At 69.5% G+C, this 21,007-nt stretch carries 18 protein-coding genes; 11 read left to right on the top strand and 7 right to left on the bottom strand.

The genetic code is table 11. From position 1 onward, the window contains the following. Positions 1-216: 216 nt before the first annotated feature. Both ABZ928_RS19030 and ABZ928_RS19025 read left to right on the top strand, forming a co-directional pair. The gene (locus ABZ928_RS19030; RefSeq protein WP_361519877.1) at positions 217-3,876 is read left to right on the top strand and encodes a LamG-like jellyroll fold domain-containing protein; all 3,660 of its coding nucleotides are present in this window, start codon (positions 217-219) and stop codon (positions 3,874-3,876) included. Positions 3,877-4,034: 158 nt separating this feature from the next. Continuing rightward, positions 4,035-4,781, top strand: coding sequence for an aminoglycoside phosphotransferase family protein (locus ABZ928_RS19025; protein WP_361519874.1), 747 nt, complete (start codon positions 4,035-4,037; stop codon positions 4,779-4,781). Positions 4,782-4,869: 88 nt separating this feature from the next. On the opposite strand, the gene ABZ928_RS19020 is transcribed toward ABZ928_RS19025, so the two are convergent. The 5 genes from ABZ928_RS19020 to ABZ928_RS19000 form a co-directional block, all read right to left on the bottom strand. Next, positions 4,870-6,174: an MFS transporter gene (locus ABZ928_RS19020; RefSeq protein ID WP_361519871.1), complete on the bottom strand. Its 1,305-nt coding sequence runs from the start codon at positions 6,172-6,174 to the stop codon at positions 4,870-4,872. Further along, positions 6,171-7,280: a PLP-dependent cysteine synthase family protein gene (locus tag ABZ928_RS19015; protein WP_361519868.1), complete on the bottom strand. Its 1,110-nt coding sequence runs from the start codon at positions 7,278-7,280 to the stop codon at positions 6,171-6,173. The genes ABZ928_RS19020 and ABZ928_RS19015 overlap by 4 nt, the downstream gene beginning before the upstream one ends. A gap of 761 nt (positions 7,281-8,041) precedes the next feature. Continuing rightward, complete coding sequence (locus ABZ928_RS19010) at positions 8,042-8,512, bottom strand: hypothetical protein (RefSeq protein WP_361519865.1); 471 nt, start codon at positions 8,510-8,512, stop codon at positions 8,042-8,044. Between the two features lie 226 nt (positions 8,513-8,738). Further along, complete coding sequence (locus tag ABZ928_RS19005; RefSeq protein ID WP_361519863.1) at positions 8,739-9,368, bottom strand: DUF305 domain-containing protein; 630 nt, start codon at positions 9,366-9,368, stop codon at positions 8,739-8,741. Positions 9,369-9,462: 94 nt separating this feature from the next. Then, a complete protein-coding gene (locus ABZ928_RS19000) occupies positions 9,463-9,897 on the bottom strand; it encodes a DUF6153 family protein (RefSeq protein ID WP_361519860.1) in 435 nt (144 codons plus the stop codon). Between the two features lie 95 nt (positions 9,898-9,992). Between ABZ928_RS19000 and ABZ928_RS18995 the strand changes: the two genes are divergently transcribed. From ABZ928_RS18995 to ABZ928_RS18980, 4 genes are all read left to right on the top strand, one after another. After that, on the top strand, positions 9,993-10,367 hold the full coding sequence (locus ABZ928_RS18995) for a BlaI/MecI/CopY family transcriptional regulator (protein WP_361519857.1): 375 nt from the start codon (positions 9,993-9,995) through the stop codon (positions 10,365-10,367). Further along, the gene (locus ABZ928_RS18990) at positions 10,364-11,275 is read left to right on the top strand and encodes a M56 family metallopeptidase (protein WP_361519854.1); all 912 of its coding nucleotides are present in this window, start codon (positions 10,364-10,366) and stop codon (positions 11,273-11,275) included. Before ABZ928_RS18995 ends, ABZ928_RS18990 begins: the two co-directional genes overlap by 4 nt. A gap of 183 nt (positions 11,276-11,458) precedes the next feature. Next, positions 11,459-12,484 (top strand): NlpC/P60 family protein, encoded by a 1,026-nt coding sequence (locus ABZ928_RS18985; protein WP_361519851.1) that lies wholly within the window; start codon positions 11,459-11,461, stop codon positions 12,482-12,484. Between the two features lie 32 nt (positions 12,485-12,516). Further along, positions 12,517-13,392, top strand: coding sequence for a F510_1955 family glycosylhydrolase (locus tag ABZ928_RS18980; protein WP_361519848.1), 876 nt, complete (start codon positions 12,517-12,519; stop codon positions 13,390-13,392). Between the two features lie 35 nt (positions 13,393-13,427). Here the strand turns inward: ABZ928_RS18980 and ABZ928_RS18975 are convergent, their stop codons facing one another. Further along, positions 13,428-14,144 (bottom strand): TetR/AcrR family transcriptional regulator, encoded by a 717-nt coding sequence (locus ABZ928_RS18975; protein ID WP_361519846.1) that lies wholly within the window; start codon positions 14,142-14,144, stop codon positions 13,428-13,430. A gap of 116 nt (positions 14,145-14,260) precedes the next feature. Between ABZ928_RS18975 and ABZ928_RS18970 the strand changes: the two genes are divergently transcribed. From ABZ928_RS18970 to ABZ928_RS18960, 3 genes are all read left to right on the top strand, one after another. Continuing rightward, positions 14,261-14,968: an NAD(P)H-binding protein gene (locus ABZ928_RS18970; RefSeq protein WP_361519843.1), complete on the top strand. Its 708-nt coding sequence runs from the start codon at positions 14,261-14,263 to the stop codon at positions 14,966-14,968. Positions 14,969-15,270: 302 nt separating this feature from the next. Then, positions 15,271-16,284, top strand: coding sequence for a hypothetical protein (locus ABZ928_RS18965; protein ID WP_361519841.1), 1,014 nt, complete (start codon positions 15,271-15,273; stop codon positions 16,282-16,284). 233 nt (positions 16,285-16,517) lie between these two features. Continuing rightward, complete coding sequence (locus tag ABZ928_RS18960; protein WP_361519838.1) at positions 16,518-17,405, top strand: DUF5134 domain-containing protein; 888 nt, start codon at positions 16,518-16,520, stop codon at positions 17,403-17,405. A 185-nt stretch (positions 17,406-17,590) separates the two neighbouring features. Here the strand turns inward: ABZ928_RS18960 and ABZ928_RS18955 are convergent, their stop codons facing one another. Continuing rightward, positions 17,591-17,938 (bottom strand): VOC family protein, encoded by a 348-nt coding sequence (locus tag ABZ928_RS18955; protein WP_361520703.1) that lies wholly within the window; start codon positions 17,936-17,938, stop codon positions 17,591-17,593. A 300-nt stretch (positions 17,939-18,238) separates the two neighbouring features. Here ABZ928_RS18955 and ABZ928_RS18950 point away from each other — a divergent pair, with 300 nt between their 5' ends. Both ABZ928_RS18950 and ABZ928_RS18945 read left to right on the top strand, forming a co-directional pair. After that, complete coding sequence (locus tag ABZ928_RS18950) at positions 18,239-18,550, top strand: heavy-metal-associated domain-containing protein (protein WP_361519835.1); 312 nt, start codon at positions 18,239-18,241, stop codon at positions 18,548-18,550. A gap of 566 nt (positions 18,551-19,116) precedes the next feature. Continuing rightward, positions 19,117-20,976, top strand: coding sequence for a PA domain-containing protein (locus ABZ928_RS18945; RefSeq protein ID WP_361519832.1), 1,860 nt, complete (start codon positions 19,117-19,119; stop codon positions 20,974-20,976). The last annotated feature ends 31 nt before the right edge of the window (positions 20,977-21,007 follow it).

Raw genomic sequence — 21,007 nt, 5'->3', positions numbered from 1 at the left:
GGTGCTAGCTTGCCGAACCGGTTCGACAGGAAGATCCCTTGAGTGACCCGGCGCCCGGACCCCGCGCCGTCGAACCGGTTCACATAGCCGCTGCTCAAGAATCTGCTCCATTGCTCAAAGATCGGCGCCATTGCTCAAAGATCCGCGCCGCTGCTCAAGGATCTCGGCCGTCGCTCAAGGACCTGTGCCGTTACTCAAGGATTGAGGACGCAATCCATGACATCCCCCGAAAGACCCGCCCGGCGCCGTGCCCCGGCCGCCGTGGCCCTGACGCTCGGCGCAGGCCTGCTGGCCGCACCCGCCGTGCCCGCCCAGGCGGCGGAGACTCCGCAGCCCACCGCCCACTACACCTTCGACCAGGACGACCTGGCCTCCGGCCGGATCACCGACAGCTCCGGCAACAGCCTCACGGCGACCTTGGTGAACCCCTCCACCGCCCAGTCCGTCGACGGCACCGGCGGCGGCAAAGCCCTCTCCCTCCCCGGCGGGGCACCGAACTCGGACGGCGCCTACGTCCGCCTCCCCCGCGAAGTGGTCGGCGACACCGACGACCTGACGGTCTCCGCCCGGGTGAAGTGGAGCGGCGAGAAGTCGTCCTGGCAGCGCATCTTCGACCTCGGCACCAACACCACCAAGTACCTGTTCAGCACGCCGTACAACGGCGGCGGCCTGTTCCAAACCTCCGTGACCACGGGCGGCGGCGGTGCGGAGACCCAGGTCCGCGGCTACGCGATGCTCCCGGCGGACGAGTGGCGCACGGTCACCGTCACCCTCGACACCGCCGCCGGCCGGCTCACCACCTACCTCGACGGCGTGGCGGTCTCCTCCTCCGCGACCGACATCAAGGCCAAGGACCTGCTGGAGAGTTCGGCCACCGCGGCCGGCTACATCGGCAAGTCCTTCTGGCCGGACCCGCTGCTCAAGGGCGCGATCGACGACTTCACCGTGTGGCACTCGGCGCTGAGCTCCGCACAAGTGGCAAGCCTGGTCGACGCCGCACCGACCGTCGGCGAACTCTCCCGGACTTCCTTCGACGTCCGTACGACGACGGGGACCGCGCCCGCCCTGCCCGCCGCCGTCCGCTCCACCTTCTCCGACGGCTACGACCGTGACACGCCGGTCACCTGGGACGCCGTCCCGCCGGAGAAGTACGCCCAGCCGGGAACCTTCACCGTCACGGGCACGGCGGCCGGGCGGGAGGTGAAGGCGACGGTCACGGTGGTCCGCGAGGGCCAGCTCACCGTCGACCTCGGCTCGGACACCGGCGCCTTCCACGGCGGCGCCTCCGGCACCCTCTACGGCGTGTACGGACCGGACGTCCCCACCAACAACCTCATGGAGGGCATGGGCCTGCGCACGGTCTCGACCAAGGCGCAGGACGGCCCGCAGCACCCGGGCGCCGACGCGCTGGAGGTGGTGAAGCCGCTGGCCGACTCCACCGACGGTGATGTGTACATCTACATGACCGACATCCACCGCGGCTTCCCGTACCAGTGGCCGGGCGACACCCCCGCGCAGAAGGTCAAGCTGTACGAGGAGAAGCTCGCCAAGCAGGTCGACCAGGTCCTCCAGCTGCCGGAGGAGTACCAGGACAACGTCGTCTTCGTGCCGTTCAACGAGCCCGAGGGCAACATGTTCGGCACCGGCGAGTGGAGCTACGACAAGGTCAGCTGGCTGAGCGACCCCGACGACTACTTCGCCGCCTGGGACTCCGCCTACCGGCTCATCAAGAGCCGGATGCCGAACGCCCGGATAGCCGGCCCCAACACCAGTGTCCTGTACGACCAGGTGAAGGACTTCCTGACCCACGCGCTGGCCGCGGGTACCCTCCCCGACGTCATCACCTGGCACGAGCTGAGCCACCCGGAGGCGGTGCGCGAGAGCGTCGCCAAGTACCGGACGTGGGAGAAGGCCCTGTTCCAGGGCACGGACCGCGAAGGCACCCAACTCCCCGTCAACATCAACGAGTACGCCTTCAACTACCACACCTCGGTCCCCGGCCAGATGATCCAGTGGGTCTCCGCGATCGAGGAGTCCAAAGTCGACGCCGACATCGCGTACTGGAACATCGACGGCAACCTCTCCGACTCCGCGGTGCAGTCCAACCGCGGCAACGGGCAGTGGTGGCTGCTGAATTCATACGCCGCGATGAGCGGCCACACGGTGGCCGTCAGCCCGCCGTTCCCCGGCGAGAACTACAGTATGCAGGGGGTCGCCACCCTCGACGAGAAGAAGAAACAAGCCCGGCTGATCTTCGGCGGCTCGAACGGCAAGGGCCACATCGTCTTCGACGACATCCCGAAGAAGGTCTTCGGCGGCCAAGTGCACGCCTGGGTGCGGGAGATCGAGTGGAGCGGCCAGGTCGGCGACAACTCCGGCCCGAAGCTGCTGACCGAGACGAACCTCAAGGTCGGTGACGACGGCAAGGTGATCGTCGACTTCGGCGACGGCACTCTGCCGGCCCTCAAGGAGTCCTCCGCGTACGAGATCGTCCTCAGCCCCGCCGGGAACGCGAAGGGCACTCAGGCCGCGCCCACTCGCTGGCAGGGCTCGTACGAGGCCGAGGACGCCGCGCACACCGGGTCCGGCTACTCGAAGAACGGCCCCGAGGGCTCACCGCGCGACGTGTCGAAGTTCTACACCTCCGGCGGCTACGACGTCGGCGGTCTGCGCACCGGCTCGGACGTCACGCTCGACTTCACGGTGGACGTGCCCGAGGACGGCACCTACGACCTCAGCGTCTTCGCCAACTCCCTCAACACCTACGACCAGGTGAAGGAACAGGGCCCCACCAATGTCTTCCTGCGCGTGGACGGCCAGGCGGACAGCGAGCAGGAACTGCATCTGCCGCTCGGCTACAAGTGGGTGGTGTGGGACCACACCGACACCGAGGTGAAGCTCACCAAGGGCAGGCACACCCTGACGCTCGCGGCGAAGAGCCTCGACGGCAAGCGGGTCACCAAGGGCGACGCCATCGTCGACCGCCTCACCCTGTCCCTGCCGGACGCCTCGGCCGACACCCGGGTGTACGAGGGTGAGCTGGGCTGGCTGGGCGGCGGGGCGAAGCCCGTCTACGACCTGCCGAAGAACAACACTCCGGCCACCGGATCGGGTGCGGCCCGGCTCGCCAAGGGCCAGACCGCCACGTTCTGGGTCTACTCCCCCGCCGACCGCGAAGCCACGATCGACGTGAACACCCTCGGCGGCACCGGCGCCCGGCTCTCCGTCAACGGACATGACGTCCTGCGCCTGGCCAAGGGCCGGAGCAGCGTCGCGGTCTCCCTCTCGGGCGGCGTCAACAAGGTGACGCTGACCGGCGGTTCGACCCCGACCCTCGTCGACCGGCTCACGGTCACGCCGACTGAGGGCACGCTCCCGGTGCGCACGTACGAAGCGCAAGACGCCCATCTGGCGGGTACGGCCGCGCTGGCCCCGCTGTCGCTGGCGACGGACGGGACCGCGATCACCGGGATCGGCGGCGACCCGGGCAACGGCAACACCGCCACGTTCACCGTCACCGCGGACCGGGCCGGCCTGTACGCGCTGCGGGTGCGCTACTCCAACCCCGAGCAGTCCGAGGCCACCCACTACAACCCGGACCCGCTGGCCCGGCACGCCGACATCGCCGTCAACGGCGGCGAGACAAAGCGCGTGGGCTTCCCGCACAGCTTCCACCAGAACAACTTCTGGGAGCTGACCGTCCCCGTCCAGCTGAAGAAGGGACAGAACACCATCACCTTCCGCTCCGAGGAACTGCCGAACTTCGACGGCACGACCTACGCCTCGGACACCTTTCCGGGCGTGCTGCTCCGCTCCCGGTACGCCCCGCTGATCGACCGGATCAGCGTGGCGCCGTACGCGAAGGAGGTGCGGTGAGGTAGCCGCCTGAGGACTCCTCGCGGAAGTGGTGGCCTTGACCTCGTCAGGGGCCGGTCTCGGGCACGACGCGCCGGGTGGCGGGACGCGGTCAGCCGCGTTGTCGCAGGCGACAAATCCGGCGACGTCGTAGATCATCCCCGGGATACTGGTCGCCCATGGATGAGGTCAAGGTCGTCGTCGCCCACTCCGAGCGCGCGACGCTTCGCGTCGGTGACGTGTTCTTGAAAGTGGACGCCGATCAGGCGCGCATCGACGTCGAGGTCGAGGCGATGTCCCTCGCGCCGGTCCCGACCCCGGAGGTCCTGTGGCGCAAGCCGCCCGTGCTCGCGATCGCCGCGCTCCCGGGGACGCCGCTCGGGCGCCTCGGCGGGCCGTCGACCGGGTCGCCGACGGCGTGGGCGGCGGCGGGTGCCGCCATCCGCAAGCTGCACGACGCGCCGCTGCCGCCCTGGCCCGGTCGCCGCCGCCGAAATCCCGATGAGCTGGCGGCGGAACTCGACGGCGAGTGCGAGTTGCTCGTGGCGAACGGTGTCCTGCCCGCTGGCCTCGTCACCCGCAACCGCCGCGTCGCCGAGGCCGCGCTCCGGCCATGGACCGCGGTGTTCACCCACGGCGACCTTCAGATCGAGCACGTCTTCGTCGACGGCGACGAGGTCACGGGCATCATCGACTGGTCCGAGGCGGGCCGGGGTGATGCCCTGTTCGACCTCGCCACCTTGACGCTCGGACACGAGGAGCACCTCGGTGACCTCCTCGCCGGGTACGGCACCGACGTCGACCTCGACGTGATCCGCGCGTGGTGGTCGATGCGAAGCCTGCTGGGGGTTCGCTGGCTGGTCGAGCACGGCTTCGACCCCTTCGCGCCGGGCTGTGAGGTCGACGTGCTGAGATCCCGGATGTGAGCATGTCTGAGCTTCGTGGCTCCGGCCGTACCTTGCGGCTGGGCGAGCAGACACAGGCCGCTCACCCAGCCGCGAGGACAACCCCCCGTCAGCCCACAGCGGGTTCCGGTTCAGCGAGCGTGCGGGTCAGGCGGCCGCTGTGGTGCAGTCCGTAGAGGGAGCCGGCACAGACCAACCCGAGGACAAGCAGTGCCAGCCACGGCAGCGCGGACATGCCGGCCGCGCGGGCGGCGTCCAGAGCCGCTCCCGTGAGCAGGTTGCCCAGCGTGATGCCGATGCCGCAGATGGTGTTGTACAGCCCGTAGTGCGTGGCGACGAGGCGGTCGCCGGAGAGCCTGACGATCGTGTCCATCTCGAAGGGGTACGCGATCATCGTGCCCAGTGCCAGCAACAGCGCGGCCAACGTCGGCGGTACGGCGGCGAGCAGCCGGCGTCCGATTCCTCCGTCCGGCACGGGCACGGCCGTCGCCGCGAGCAGCGGCACGAAGGCGAGTCCCATGCTCAACAGCCCCCAGGACAGCGCCTGTCCGGGCTCCCACCGTGCCTTGCACCACGCGGTCACCCGGGTCTGGCCGAAGATCGTGGACAGGCCAGAAGCGGCGAACAGCAGCGCCACGGCCCCGGTCCCGAACTCGCCGTCGCCGCCGAGGCGCCGGACCTCCAGCGGCAGTGCCAGATAGACCTGGAAGGACAGGACATACGAGCCGATCATGGCCGTGGCGAAGAGCAGGAACGCGCGGTTGCGCAGGATGCCCCGCCACTGCGTCAGCACGCTCACGCGCTCCCCTGCGTCGGTGTCCGGGGCCGACGCCTGGTCCGATCGGCGGGACGGCAGCGAACGGATCTGCACCACGCTCAGCAGCGCGAAGATCGCCGCCGAGACGAGGCAGGTGAGCCGGAAGTCGAAGCCGGTCAACAGCATCCCCACCAGCGGGCCGAGCAGGATGCCCGCCTGGTAGAAGACGTTGAACAGCGCGAAGGCCTCGATCCGCCGCTCCCCCGCGTCGGCCGCGAGATATGCCCGCACGGCCGGGTTGAACAACGCGCCCGCGAAGCCGGTGGCCGCGGACGCCGCGAGCAGCGCCGGGACCGAGTCGACCAGGCCGAGCGCGGCGAAGCCGACGGTGCGCAGGACGCATCCGGCGACGATCAACGGTTTGTAGCCGAGCCGGTCGGCGAGGGTGCCGCCGACGAGGAACATGCCCTGCTGGCTGAAGTTCCGTACGCCCAGGACGAGTCCGACCAGCCAGCCCGCCAGGCCGAGGGTGCCGGACAGATGGGCGGCCAGGTACGGCATCAGCATGTAGAAGCCGAGGTTGATGGTGAACTGGTTCACCAGGAGCAGCTGAACGCTGCGCTCGTAGGAGCGGATCTGAGTGAACGTCGCCTTCACTGCGCGCCGCCCTCCGCACCGGCCGTCTCGGCCGTCAGGGAAAGCGGGTCGCTCACGGCCGTGCAACGGGTCCAGCGGGTGACCTCCTTTTCGTCCGGGCGGCCCACGACCTCCGGCTCGGCTGCCGGTGTCACGTCCAACAGCCCGTGTTCGGCGCAGTATTGGTCGTCGTACACGGTCTCCAGGTACCGCTGGGGCCCGTCGGGGAAGATCGCCGCGATGCGGGTGCTCCGAGGGGTCGTACGCGCGAGCCAGCCGGCCACGAGGGCGACCGCGCCGACGCTCCAGCCGCCGGTGGCATAGTGCGAGGCGGCCAACTGGCGGCAGGCCCAGACCGATTCGCCGGGTGCCACCCAGTGCACCTCGCTGAAGTGCTCGTACGCCACGTTGCGCGGGTAGATGCTGGAGCCGAGGCCGCGCATGAGACGGGATCGGGCGGGTTGGCCGAAGATGGTCGAGCCGACGGTGTCCACGCCCACCAGCCGCATCCCGGGATACAGCTGGCGCAGCACGCGGGAGATGCCGGCCGAGTGGCCTCCGGTGCCGACACTGCATACGAGGACGTCGATATGGCCCAGTTGGGAGGCGAGTTCGAGGGCCAAGGGGGTGTAGGCGGCGACGTTGTCGGGGTTGCCGTACTGGTCGGGGCACCAGGCACCGGGGCTCTGCGCCAGCCGTTCGGTGACACGTTCGCGGCGGGCCTCCTGCCAGCCGCCGGCCGGATGGGGCTCGGTCACCATGTCGACGGTCGCGCCGTAGGCGGCGAGCAGACGGTTCATCGACGGTTCCAGGCCCGGGTCGGTGACCAGCGTGACGGGGTGGCCGTACACCATTCCGGCCAGGGCGAGGCCGAGGCCGAGCGTGCCGCTGGTCGACTCGATGATCGGGCGACCGGGCCGCAACTCACCGCGGGCCTTGGCTCGTTCGACCATGTGCAGGGCCGGGCGGTCCTTGATTCCGCCGGGGTTGAAGCCCTCCAGCTTGGCCCAGAACCCGCGGTCGGGCGGGGTGAAGGGCCGGCAGACGCGCAAGACGGGGGTGTTGCCGACGAGCCCTTGGAGGGTGGAGCCGGCGGGGGTGAAGTCACTCGTGGTCAGGGAGTGCATGTCGTTCGCTCTCGTTCGGTATCGACGCGTGCGGATGCTCATCTCGCGCGGCGCGCAAGGCGCGACGGGCGGCAGACCGGCCGAGGCCGGCCTGCGGGCCGGCATCTATATGCGCCACCGGCACGTGGTAGTGAGAGCGGACCGACCGCCACGGTGCGGCAGTCCTCGTACGGCATCAGGGAGTTCGACCGAGGCACGGTCCGTCGTGCCGGTCGCTGCCGACGTGATGGCGGCGTGCGGCGGGACAAGAGCCGAGGTGCGCAGGAGCGCGCTGGCCCATGGGCGGGATCCGAGACAGTGATCGAAGGACTCGGGCGCGTCGACGATCTCACCCTCGGGATGCGCATCAGGCAGGGGCGTTTGCCTCGATGCGACGACTGAAGAACGTTCGTAGGGCTGCTCCGGCCCGTGGAATCCGTCGCCGACACACGCCAGCACCATGAACAGCAGGGCGTACAGCGTGCTGCCGGTCAGCAGGCTCCGGCGCAGCGAACTCGCCCCTGAGACAAGGGCATTGGAGATGACAGGGGTAGGCGGCACACATCCTCCGCGCGGCTGCTGTCCGCACCGGAACGCCCTCGGCGGGGACAGAGATCAGTGGGGGGTGAGGGAAGAAGTCGTCGACCATCCCCGCGCCGCACCGTGGAACGCCGTGCGCGGGAGGTCAGACGCCATGGACCGGTCGACGGGGACATACGGGGGCACGGCCGTGGGCCGAGTCCGCGAACCCCTGTGACGTCGATCGGTCCAGGAAGCCTGGCCTAGATACGAAGGACCGCCGAATGCGCCGCATGCGTTATGGGGGCTACGGCGTCGCGTGCCGAGGAGTGGCGGGAGTGCGCAGGCCGGGGCGCCCCGGCGTCGTCACCGGTGTCCGAGTGCAGCGGTGACAGGCAGGGCAAGGCCACGGCCGGGCCTTGCGGAGGTTGTCCCAGCGCGCAGTCCTCGCCGGTGTGCTGCTGACCGTGCCCGTCGTGGTGGTCGGCGGGTTCCTCGTGCGCGGGCTGCGCCGGGGTGGCACTCGCAACGCTTGTGTCGTCGGCAAAGGGCTCGAAGTGAGCGTCCGCGGCCCAGACGCCTCCTTCGGCCGTGAGGTGACTCACCGTCGCACCAGGGCTGACGGCATGCGTGTAGAGCAGACCGAAGAGGCACAGGCCCAGACCCAGCACCCGCCACAGAGCCGCTGATGAGCGGCTCCGCTGCATGCCGGAAGGAGACCAGGCCGTAATCACGCCGTGATCGTAACCCGGCGCGGCGGCCCTGGCATTCAGGGCTACGGGAACGGTGTGTGAACAAGCCACATGCCGATACGGTCGCCACCCGATAGGCCCCATCTCATGGAACCGCCGATCAGTTCACCTATCGCAAACGGTCCGGTCGGCTTCCTGCGGCGACACGGAGAACGGTGTGGCCGTCGGGCTGTTCGCGCCGACGGCCGCACCGTCTCCTGGCGATGCGTCAGCTCTTGCCGAGCATCTTGTTCATGTCCTCGATCTCGGCGGTCTGAGCCGTGATCACGTCGTCCGCGAGCTCGGTGGCCGGGCCGTACGAGCCGTCGGCCTTCTCCGTCTTGGCCATCTCGACGGCACCCGTGTGGTGCTCGACCATCATCTCCAGGAACATCTTGTCGAACTCGGCGCCGGACGCCTTCTCCAGCTTGGCCATGTCCTCGCCGCTCATCATGCCGGGCATGCCGGACGACATGTCATGGCCCTCCATGCCGGACATGTCCTCGGGGACCTCCTCGCCCCACGAGGTCAGCCAGCCGGACATCGTCTCGATCTCCGGGTCCTGCGCCCCCTTGATCTTCGTCGCGAGGTCCTTGACGTCCTGCGAGGAGGCGCGGTCGGCGGCCAGTTCGGCCATCTCGACGGCCTGACGGTGGTGCTGGATCATCTCCGTGGCGAAGGAGACGTCCTGGTCGTTGTGGTCGCCGGCCTTGGCCGAGGCGGTCGCGGACGGCCCGGAGTCGGAGTCCATCGCCCCCATGTCGTGGCCGCCGCTGCTGCACGCGGCCAGCACAAGTGCGGCCGCTCCAGCGGTGACAGCGAGGGCGGTACGACGGATGAGGTTTCGGTGTGCGGTCATGGTTGAGCTCCTGTGTCCAGATGCGGTGGATGGCATGCCGAAGCGCCTCGCCGCACACGCGTGCGTATGAGCAGGCGGCGACGCGCGGGCCGCTCTAGATCCGCAGGAGCTGGAGTTCGGAGAGTGAGGGCGGGGCCCGGCCGCCGTCGGGGCCGCTGCCCGCCAGGGACGTGGCCGCCTGGGACGACTCGGCGCAGGACACGGTGTCGGGCAGGAGAACCGGCACGATGACGGGAGTCCCGGTGACGGACGCGGAGGCGCAGGTCGCATCCGCGTGGTCCGAGTGGCCCGTACAACCACCGCCGCCGTGATCGCACTCCCCCGGCGCCGACGCCATGACATCCGTGTGCGCGACCACGGCCATGCGCTCGTGCCCGGACGAGGCGGTGGCGGTGGCGGTGACGGTGACGGCGCCGGGCATCGGTCCGAGCCCGTGCATGCCGAGCAGACCCAGGAGCAGCGCGCACACGAGCAGCCCGCGGGCCCGCACTGTGGAGTGCGGTGTCGTGGGTTGTCCGAGGCGGATCACAGCCTCATCCTAGGCATGGATCTTTCAGCCTCTCGCGCCAAGAACAGGCCTCTACTATGGCCTTGCGTATTCGGCGGCGAGAAGGAGTCAGGACCATGCGGCGGCTGGGGGAACTCGAAGCGGAGATCATGGACCGCTTCTGGACGTGGAACCGTCCCGCGACGGTACGCGAGGTGGTGGACGACATAAACAAGACCCGCCAGGTCGCGTACACCACGGTGATGACCGTCACCAACATCCTGTACAACAAGGGCTGGCTGCTGCGCGGCAAGCAGGGCCGGGCCTGGCTGTACTCGCCGGTCCGCAGTCGTGAGGCGTACGCCGCCGCGCTCATGGAAGACGGTCTGGGAGAGAGCAAGGATCGCCCGGCCGCGCTGGTCCACTTCGTGGAGAACATGTCCGAGGAAGAGGTCGCCGCCCTGCGCAGGGCGCTGCGGAACGTGAACCGGCAGGCGAAGGCGCAGCCGTGACCGCGGCCCCGGCGCTGATCGGCTACACGGCAGCAGTCGGCTTCGTCGTCCCGCAACTGCTGCTGCGCAGCCGCTGGCCGCACCGGGCCCCGGCACTGGCCGCGGCGGTCTGGCACGCGCTGGCGGTCTCCTTCTCGATCGGTGTCGCACTCTCCGCGGCCAGCCTGGCCGCGCCGACGGAGCATCTGCACACGGGCCTGGTGGGCCTGTTGCACACCTGCGGGCTGGACGCCGGCGCGGCGCAGCCCGGCCCCGAGATGGCCGGCCGCCTGGCGGTCGGCGCCCCCGCGGTGCTCGGGATCGCTCTCCTCGCGAGCTTCGCCTTTCAGGTCGTTCGGGCCGGCCGGGCGCGCGCGGAGCACCGGGAAGCCCTTGACCTGGTCGGCCGCCGCTCGGCCCGGCTGTGCGCCACCGTACTGCCGTACGACACCCCCGCCGCCTACTGCCTGCCCGGCCGCCACGCCCGGATCGTGATCAGCGACGCGGCCGTACGTCAGCTGACCCCGGAGCAGCTCGGCGCCGTACTGGAGCACGAGCAGGCCCACATCGCGGGCCGGCACCACCTGGTCCTGGCCACCGCGGAGGCCTTCCACTCGGTCTTCCGGTGGGTGCCGCTGGCACGCCACGCGCGGGAGCAGACGGCGCTGCTGCTGGAGATGATCGCGGACGACCGCGCGCTGCGCAGCCACTCCCACGAAGCCCTGGCCACCGCGATGTATGAGATGGCCACGGCCCGCACGCCGAAGGGCGCCTTGGCGGCGGGCGGGCCGAACGCCCTCATCCGCCTGAAGCGGGTCCTCGGTCCGCGCAAGGCCGCGCACCCCGCCTTGTGGGGCTCGGTCGCGACCTTGGCCCTGGCGGTGCCGCTGTTGCCGCTCCTGGTCGCCTGCCCGCCCGGACTCGGCTGAACGCTTCTGACCGAACTCGGCTGAACGCTCCTGATGGGGCTGCTGTGATTCGGACTCGCTTGCGACTCAATCTACTAAGCTACTAAGTTCTATCTCGCTTGCCCGGCCGTTGCCGCGGCACCGACCCGACGACGGCCACACCTCGTCGCTCGGTCCACAGACGCGCTAAGGAGTCACCCCGCGATGGGAACGCACCGTCGGCCGAAGCCCCCCAGCCGTGCCCGCATCGCCACGCTCGGCATGGCGGTCGGCGCGGTCAGCCTCCTTCCGTCCCAGAGCCAGGCGGCGCCGAACCCCTCGGTGGACGAGGTCCGCAAGCAGGTCGAGAAGCTCTACGAAGAGGCCGAGGCTCCGACCGAGGAGTACAACGGCGTCCTGGAGCAGCAGCAAAAGCTCCAGGACGAAGTCGACAGCGCCCAGGACCGGTTGGCCCGCAAGCAGCAGGAGATCAACGAACTCCGCGAGAAGACAGGCCCGTTGGCAGCCGAGCAGTACCGCACCGGCGCCGTCGACCCCAGCCTGCAGCTGTTCCTCTCCAGCGACCCGGACCACTACCTGGAGAAAGCCGAAGCCCTCGGCCGCACCGGCGACCGGCAGGCCGCCGCCCTGCGAGCCCTGGAAAGCAAACAGCGAGAGCTCGCCCAGGACCGCGCCGACGCCGCCGAACAGCTCAAGGACCTGCGAGAGACACGCACGAAGGCCAAGGAGAAGAAGGACGAGGTCACGGCGAAGCTGACCAAGGCCCGCAAGCTCCTCAACAGCCTCACCGCCGCACAGCGCGCCAAGATGGCAGCCGACCAGGACCGCGAGGACGCCGCCGCGGGCACCAGCGACTCCCCCGCCTCCTACAACGGTCCCGCCGGCGGACGCGCCAAGACCGCCATCGAGTTCGCCTACGCCCAGCTCGGCAAGCCCTACGAGTGGGGTTCGACCGGCCCCAACTCCTATGACTGCTCAGGCCTGGTGGGCGCGGCATGGCGCTCGGCGGGCGTCTCCCTGCCCCGCACCGTCCAGCAGATGTACGACGCGGGCCGCAAGGTGTCCCAGGCCGACCTCCAGCCCGGCGACATCATCTACTGGTACAACGACAGCCAGCACAACGGCATCTACATCGGCGGCGGCAAAGCCATCCACGCCCCGCGCACCGGCAAGAACATCGAGATCACCCAGGTGAGCTACATGCCGTTCTACGCCGCGAGCAGGCCCTGAACCTCACCTCCCGCACTGCTCAAGGAACTTCTGTGACCTCCCGCATCCCCCGCCGCCCAATCCCAGGCCGCCTGCTCACCGCCGCGGGGATTGCCCTCGCCTCACTTGCCCTCACCGCTTGCGAAAGCGCGTCCTCCGACACCGGCGAGGCGGCAGCGGCAACCCCGGAGGTGCTCTCCCACGTGCACGGGCTGGGCGTCGACCCGGCCGACGGCCGCGTGTACGTGGCCACCCACAGCGGCCTGTACACGGTCACCAAAGGCGAGAAGCCGAAGCTCGTCGGCGACCGCAGGGACGACTTCATGGGCTTCACCGTGACCGGCGAGAAGACCTTCGTCGCGAGCGGACACGGCGCCCCGGGCGGCGGCCAACCGGGCGATCTCGGCCTGATCGAGACCCATGACGCGGGCAGCACCTGGACACCACGGTCGCTGTCGGGAGATGCCGACTTCCACTCCCTGGAGTCGGTCAAGGGCACGGTCTACGGGTACGAGGGCGGGCGGATCCGGGTCAGCGACGACCTGAAGGGCTGGGACGACCGGGCAACGCTGGAAGCTCTCGACCTCGCGGTGAGCCCCGGCGGCGACACGCTGCTGGCGACCACGGCGGAGGGTGTCGTCACCAGCACCGACGGGGGCCGGACCTTCGGTGAGGGCTCCGGGCAGGTACAGGCGTTTCTGTCCTGGCCTGCGGAGAGGTCCCTGTTCGGCATCGGCACGTCCGGGACCCTGAGTGGCAGTGCGGACGGCGGCAAGACCTGGAAGCGGCTCACGTCCTTGCCCGGCGGACAGCCCCAGGCGCTGACCGCCGTCAACGCCGATCACGTCCTCGCCGCGACGGCGACGGGCGTGTATGAGTCACGTGACGGCGGCAGGTCGTTCGCTCAACTCGCGCCGCTTGTTTCTTGAGTTGCCAAGCCGCTGGGGGCGCGTCGCGCAGACGCTCAGCGTCGGCGCGGGATGCCGAGTGCCTGTATGAGCTGGGCGAGTTCCTCCCGGAAGAGCTTCTCCGGGCTGGTGGTCTGGCTGCCCATGTGGCCGTAGACCTCCAGTGACACCAGTCCATGCAGATGCCCCCAGATCCGCAGGGCGAGGGCGACGGCTGCGGGCGGCAGGTCGGGGAAGGCGGGCCGCACCTTCTCGAGGAGCCCGGGGTCGAAGTCAGGCCAGTCGAAGGCACTGTCCTGGTAGAGATGCCCGGCGTGCGGCCAGGCGGCTGCCGCGAGAGCGGTGAGGCCGATGCAGACCCGGCGTGCGGCATCCGGGGCGGCGCCTCCCTCGGGGGCCTGGTAGCCGGGCACGGGGTCGCCGTAAATGAGGCGGAACCCCTGGGGGTTGACCAGGGCCCAGGTCCGGAAGGCGTTGGCCCATGCCTCGATCCGGACGGCGGGCTCGGCGGAGGGCGTGGTCTGCCATGCCGTGTCCACGGCGTCGGCCAGGGCGGTGTACACGTCGTTGATCAGCGTGGTGACCAGGTCGTCCCTGGTCGGGAAGTACCCGTAGATGGCGTTGGCGGTCATGCCCATGTCGCGGGCGATGGCTCGCAGGGTGATGGCGTCCGGCCCGCCCGCGGTCATCAACGCCAGTGCGACCTTCTTGATTTCGGAAGTGGTCTCGGCCCGTAGCCGCTCACGCCTTCCCCCGGTTCCCGTGACTGTCACAACAGGCACTCTACAGCGTCGAGTTACTCAGCATCGTATACAAACTTCACGGCGTATAGTTTCTACACGGCGTCACTGTCAGTGGCGTCCCACTTCTGCATGCACCGGGGAGAACCATGCACATCGGAGTCATCGGAGCCACGGGCACCATCGGCAGCCGGGTCGTCAGCGAGGCCCTCGACCGCGGCCACAGCGTCAAGGCGTTCAGCCGGAACGCCGTTCAGGCGCAGCGCGAGGAGCGTCGGGACAACATCACCTGGACGAGTGTCGACGTCCTGGACCCGAAGAGCATCGCCGGCGTCCTGCCCGGACTCGACGTCCTGATCAGCGGATTCCAGCCGGGCAATGCCGCCAACGACTTCGCGGACACCGTCCGGCGCTCGATCGCCGACCCGACCGTCTATGCGACGGCGGCGCAGGCCCTGCTGAAGGCCCTGGAGAGCCGCCCACGGACCCGGCTCATCGTGATCGGCGGCGCCGGCAGCCTCGAAATCGAACCGGGAGTGGTGCGAGCGGACTCCGACGAACTGCTGCACGCCGCCCTCGACCAGCTTGGGCTGCCCCGCGAATACGCCGCGGCGGTACGCGGTCACCGCGACGCCCTGGCCGTCCTGCGGACATCGAACCGGCTGTGGACCTACTTCAGCCCCGCGGAGGAGATAGGCCCCGGCGAGCGCACCGGCCGCTTTCGGATCGGCGGCGACCAGCCCGTCCTGGACGCCGACGGCCGCAGCCGCATCTCGGTGGAGGACGCGGCCATCGCCTTGATCGACGAGGCGGAGCTGCCGCGCTTCGTCCAGCGCCGCTTCACCATCGGCTACTGACAGCCGCAGCCCACGCCCCCGTGGGGGATCGCCCCACGGGGACGTGGGTGATCCCCGTTTGAGCCAACCCTGCCGGACGGAAACGTGGCGCCCCGTCGTGACATCCCCGTCGTCACATCCCCAGGCCACGGACAGAACTGCGTTGGCGTGGTTGCGCACTCACGGCCTCGAACCCGACGCAGGAGACGGGCTGCGCACGGTCGGGAACCGATGGGCCGTGAGCGGTGTACACAAGGTGACAGGGTTCTTGTCGACGCGCGGCCCGATGAGCGCGAGTGTTTCGTCGGGGAGGAGGTTGGGGCGTGAGCGATGTTCTCAGCGGCGGTTCCGAGCGGCCGCCGTGGAAGCCACCGCGTTGGTTGATCGTGGCAGGGGTTGCCGTGCTGGCGGTTGCGGCGCTCGTGGCGGGCCTCATCACCGTGAACGGCGATGACACCCGGAGGTCGGCGGCACCCCAGAGCTCACCCTCGCCTTCGCCCTCGCCCTCGCCCTCGCCCTCGCCCTCATCATCGCTGCCCAACAGCGGCCTGTCCCCTGATGGTTCGGACGCGTCCGCCGCGCGGGACGACACTCCCGGCCTGGTGATCACGGGAGTCGACTTGAGGCAGGGCTCGCTGAACCGGCACGACCGGACGGCGAATGCCGGCCCCTGGACGGTGACGGTCCGGCGCCCTTACGGCTCGCTGGCGCGTGACGGGGCGGTGGTGACGTTCCCCGTTCCGAAGCCTCGAACCGGCCGCCCGGCCCGGATCGGCGGCGTGACGGGGTGGGACCGTGACGGGGAGATCATCTGGCCTCTGGCCGACGCGTACGCGCGCGTCCGAGGGGACCTGCCGCGCCCGCAGCTCGTGGCTGTCGCCGCCGCGACCACGGTCGTGTCCGGGCGCCCGGAGGTCAGGGCTCCGTCGGGACTCTCGGTGGTGACGACGGGCTCCTTGCGCACGCACGTCCTGCGCGAGGCGCGTTACGGCTCGGACCAGGTGGGTGAGTCCGGAGAACTCTCCAATGGCCTGACCTTCACCGGCGTGGCCCGATGCGGTGGCATCGAGGACCGGTTGTACACCCAGGACACTCAGCCCGCCGGCACCGTGCACGGAAAGCCCGCGGTCGTGTCCGCGGGACTCGGCGGCAACGCCGTCCTCGCCTGGGAGCCGGAGCCCGGCGTCGTCGCCTACGTCGGTTACAGCGGTGCGGTTCTCGACGACGGGGCCGTGGCCGCCCTGCGCCGAATAGCCGAGCGCACCCGCCTGCTGAGCCCCCAGCAGTGGCAGGAGACCCGTCCCACGACGTTCGACCAGGTCAACGACTTCGGTTGATGCGGCCTGCGGCCCGTTCGCGCGAGCGGGCCGTCCACAGAACTCTCCGGCGGAGTATGACGTCAGGCGTGGTCTCGACACGAATCCCCTGGGTCATTTGAACACCGCCCACCCCTGCGACGTACTAAGGGCATTAGCAGCTAATGCCCGTGCGGCGCCGGTCGGCGCTTCGTACGCCGGGGACGGCGCCGGAGGCGCGAGGCTGACGTGCTCGGACGACTGGGAAGGTGAAGATGGGAACTCTGGCGCTCAGTTGGACCGTGGCGGGGATCGCCGCTCTGGTCGCCGCCGTCAGCGCGGTTCGGATGGCAACCACCAACGGTGAGGCCCGGTTCGCCGCGGGCGGCGATCTGCTGATGGGGCTATGCATGGCGGCCATGGCACTGCCTGCGACGGTCGGCTGGTACGCGGGCTACGGCGTGTGGTGGGCGGCGGCGTTCGGTGTCCTCGGGGTCGGCGCCGTGGCGATGGCGGTCAAGCACACGCGCACCTGCGGGTGGAAGCACGGCCGCCACTGGGTGCACCTCATCGTCGGCAGCGTCGGCATGGTGATCATGACGCTCGCCATGACGAGCACATCATCCGGACCGGTGCTCGCCCTGGGGGGCTCCTCCATGGCGGGCATGCCGGGCATGGAGAACATGGTGAGCACGAACGGCGCACACGAGATGGCCGGCATGGAGTCCATGGAGGGGATGGGCTCGATGGAGGGGATGGGTTCCATGCCCGGGATGGACATGTCCGGGACGGCCGATTCCGCTGCCGCCGCGGGCTCCTCCGGCGGGTCCGGATCCGTGTGGCGGTTCGTGATCGCGGCGCTCGCCGTGTACTTCCTGCTGTCCATCGGCGCGTCCGTATGGGCCAGGGCCCGTGGCACAGGCGACAAGGGACCGCGGACGAGCGCCGGGTTCAGCCCGGGCCGGTGGCTGCTCGCCATGCCGGACACGGTGTTCGTCTTCCTGGCGTCATTGACGCTCTCGGTGTGGGACAAGGGCAGGACGGCACAGCAGCCGAGGCACGGTCGGCGCCGCAAGCTCGGAGCCGCACCGGACGCGGCGCTGGCCGCTCATATCGGGATGGGCGGGACCATGTCCGCGATGCTGCTGATGATGGCCGGGTGAGGTGAGGGCTGCGGTTGTCGCTGGCGGCCGGAAGCCTCCGCAGTCGGGCGCAGGTCACGTTCGTCGACGGCGGATCGCCACCGGCGGGGATGAGCACCGGAATCTGCGAAGCAGATTCGTATTCCAGCGCGGGCTGCCTGCGGGGCATCTTCCGAAGGCGGCGACCCGAGTCAGCGCCGGTGGTGTCAGGAAGACGTCAGGCAGAAGGGGTGGCCAGCCGGATCCAGGAGTACCAACCAGCGTCCGTCGCCGGGCTGATGGTCCGGTTTGGCCGCGCCGAGTTCCAGGGCCAGCTCTTCGATCGCATCGAGGTCGTCAGCGCGGAAATCCAGGTGGAGTTGTTGTGGCACGTCCTGCCCCGGCCACTGCGGAGCCCGGTATCCGTCAACCCTCTGGAATCCCAGATCGCAGCCGGAGTCGTCCGTCAGGGCGACGAACTCGTCGGTACTGAACAGTTCGCGCATCCCGGTCAGCGCACCATAGAAGCCCGCCAGCGCCTGCGGGTCGGCACAGTCCAGAGTCACCCCTCGCAGTACAGCGCCTGGCATCATTCGCTCCTTCGCGTCCGAGGGCCTGTCTCCGTGAGCCGCCGCTGCACGCGATCACCGGCCACGGCCACGGCCACACCGTACTCGCCACATCCACGGCTGAAACAGCGGTTTAACGCCCTAGGCGGGTTAGTGGACAAGGGCAGCCTCAGGCAGATCGTGCGGGCGGTGCCACAAGTGGCACTCATACCCTAGGGGGGTATAGTCTCGTCGTGCGGACGGAGCCGGAGAAGCGGCGCTTTCCCCCGTACGACGACCCACGCACCCAAACCTGAGGAAGAAGCCATGACCACCGAGACGAACACCAGCACGAGCTCCTGCTGCGGCACTGGCGGCTCCTGCGGCTCCGGCACCACGTCCGACGTCCAGATCCAGGGCGCCGGGGCCACCACCACCGTCTACAAGGTGTCCGGCATGACGTGCGGCCACTGCGAGGGCGCGGTCTCGCAGGAGATCTCCGCGCTGGACGGCGTCACCGCGGTCCAGGCCGTGGCCGAGACCGGCGAGTTGACCGTCACCTCCGCCGCTCCGCTCGACGAGGAGGCCGTCCGCGCCGCCGTCGACGAGGCGGGCTACGAACTCGTCGGCCGCGCCTGACCGTCCACCCCGGGCCGGCCGGGCCCGGGTACGCGAATTCCTCCCCGCGCCGGGACGTATCGCTCCGCCGATACGGACGCTGCACGTCCCGGCCTCCCACGGCGCTACGGAAGGTGCGCGCGCGGGCAGGCTCTTCGGAGGACGTGGCACCTCCCCCGCCCGCGCACGCAGCCGATGGGCTACTCAGGATCGGGGCTCCGGCCGCCAGCGGCCTCGCCGGTCGACGTTCCGCGGCCGGGCAACGGATCCGAACCCGCCACGCCCTCTCCATTTCACGCCTGAATACTAACCTGCTTAATTGATGCTTGCCAGGTAGGGGCCGACAGGGGCCGCGATCAGTAGCGCCATCAACTACAGCTGGCACGGCCGCACTTCGACGCGCACCTGGTCAGTCCCCAGCCCCGCAGCCGTCACACCACCCCTCGCCAACCACCGGCAAAATACAGTCTGGTTAAACGCCTACCGGTCAATGAATCCACTAAGTACCTTCGCGATGCCGGTCAGTTGGTGACCGGCAGCATCTCGTCAGGGGCCGGGGACCCCGGCCGCACGAGTGGAGGTCAAGCATGCGCAAGTCCCCCAGACGGACCGGCGTGGGTGTGTTCGCGGCGGCGCTCTTCGTCACGACCGCTCTCGCCGGTTCCGCACAGGCACACGACGGCGTCTCGGCGACCGACGGCGCCATCGACAACGCCGCCGCGACACACGGCCACGATCAGCACGGCGGCAGCGGAGGGCACCTGCCTGCCACGCAGAAGAACGTCCGCCTGGTCAGCAAGCTCAAGCTGAGCAACGTCGTCGAGGGGAAGATCGCCGACGTCGGCGTCTTCAAGGGCTACGCCTATCTCGCCTCTTGGGGCGGCGTCGGCTGTGACAACACCGGTGTGCACGTCGTCGACATCCGCAAGCCCAGCCTGCCCAAGGAAGTCGGCTTCATCCCGGCCCCGGCGGGCAGTGCACCGGGTGAAGGCATTCAGACCGTGCACATCTCGACGCCGTCCTTCAACGGCGACATCCTGGTCAGCAACAACGAGATCTGCGGCGACACCGGCGTCGGCGGCATGAACATCTACGACGTCAGCGACCCCACGAAGCCGAAGACGCTCGCCGAGGGCATCGGCGACTTCACCCTCGGCGGCGAGACGACCGAGATCGCCCGCCAGATCCACAGCGTGTTCGCCTGGGACGCGGGCCGTAAGGCCTACGCCGTGATCGTCGACAACGAAGAGGGCACCGACGTCGACATCATGGACATCACCGACCCGACCAAGCCCCTACTCGTCGCCGAGTACGACCTCGACGAGACCTTCCCGCAGATCCTCCAGGCGGCACCGGAGAACCTCACCGAGGTCTTCCTGCACGACATGGTCGTCAAGAACATCCGCGGCCGTCAGGTCATGCTGGCCTCCTACTGGGACGCGGGCTACGTCGCGCTGGACGTGACCGACCCGAAGAACATCAAGTACATCGGCGACACCGACTTCACGAACCCCGACCCGGAGGGCGCGCAGCGGGGCCGCACCGTGGTGCCGGAAGGCAATGGTCACGAAGCCGAGTTCACCCTCGACAACCGCTACGTCATCGGCGCCGACGAGGACTTCGGCCCCTACGCTCTCTCGGCCCGCAACCTCGACGACGACACCGCCGTCACCGCCGGACAGGGCATCCCGCTGGAGACAGGCGAGACCCTCACCGGCGGAACCACCTATGCCGGCCTGGCCTGCAACGGCGGACCCGCCGTCCCGGCCGGAGACCCGGCGGCCGTCGACATCGCCGTCGTCGAGCGCGGCACCTGCACCTTCACCGAGAAGGTCGCCAACGTGGAGGCGGCAGGCGGCTACGACGCCGTACTCGTCTTCAACCGCACCGGCGCGGACGCCTGTGACGCGCAGAGCGGCATGACGGTCGAGGGCACCGTGCCGACCTTCGGCGTCGCCCCGCGCAGCCAGGGCTTCGCCGCCTTCGACCAGCCCTACAGCAACGAGGACTGCCTCGCCGGAACCGGGCCCGCCACCCTCCCGGTGGCCATCGGCACCAAAGGTGACCGGCTGACCTTCTCGTCGTACTTCGACGGCTGGGGGTACGCGCACCTCTACCTCAACAAGAGCGGCAAGATGACCGAGCTGGACACCTACGCCATCCCGGAGGGCCAGGACCCCGCCTACGCCTCCGGCTTCGGTGACCTGACAGTGCACGAGGTGGCGGCCTCCGGCGTCCGGCCCGACCTGGCGTACTTCGCCTACTACGCGGGCGGCTTCCGGGTCACGAAGGTCAAGAACGACAAGCTCGTGGAGGTCGGCCGCTTCATCGACGAAGGCGGCAACAACTTCTGGGGCGTCCAGACCTTCACCTCGCACGGCAAGGAGTACGTGGCGGCCTCCGACCGCGACTTCGGGCTCTACATCTTCGAGTACACCGGTCACTGAGCTGAGCGTGGCGGGGCCCTACACGGCAGGC

The organism is Streptomyces sp. NPDC046909 (assembly GCF_040644695.1).
Classification (GTDB): Bacteria; Actinomycetota; Actinomycetes; order Streptomycetales; family Streptomycetaceae; genus Streptomyces.
Note: the sequence above shows the minus strand (reverse complement) of the source record. Positions and strands in the feature narration are given on the sequence as shown.

Coding starts and splice junctions, on each gene's coding strand:
- ABZ928_RS19030 (WP_361519877.1), top strand. CDS start 217: ATGACATCCCCCGAAAGACCCGCCCGGCGCCGTGCCCCGGCCGCCGTG.
- ABZ928_RS19025 (WP_361519874.1), top strand. CDS start 4,035: ATGGATGAGGTCAAGGTCGTCGTCGCCCACTCCGAGCGCGCGACGCTT.
- ABZ928_RS19015 (WP_361519868.1), bottom strand. CDS start 7,280: ATGCACTCCCTGACCACGAGTGACTTCACCCCCGCCGGCTCCACCCTC.
- ABZ928_RS19005 (WP_361519863.1), bottom strand. CDS start 9,368: ATGACCGCACACCGAAACCTCATCCGTCGTACCGCCCTCGCTGTCACC.
- ABZ928_RS18995 (WP_361519857.1), top strand. CDS start 9,993: ATGCGGCGGCTGGGGGAACTCGAAGCGGAGATCATGGACCGCTTCTGG.
- ABZ928_RS18985 (WP_361519851.1), top strand. CDS start 11,459: ATGGGAACGCACCGTCGGCCGAAGCCCCCCAGCCGTGCCCGCATCGCC.
- ABZ928_RS18970 (WP_361519843.1), top strand. CDS start 14,261: ATGCACATCGGAGTCATCGGAGCCACGGGCACCATCGGCAGCCGGGTC.
- ABZ928_RS18960 (WP_361519838.1), top strand. CDS start 16,518: ATGGGAACTCTGGCGCTCAGTTGGACCGTGGCGGGGATCGCCGCTCTG.
- ABZ928_RS18950 (WP_361519835.1), top strand. CDS start 18,239: ATGACCACCGAGACGAACACCAGCACGAGCTCCTGCTGCGGCACTGGC.
- ABZ928_RS18945 (WP_361519832.1), top strand. CDS start 19,117: ATGCGCAAGTCCCCCAGACGGACCGGCGTGGGTGTGTTCGCGGCGGCG.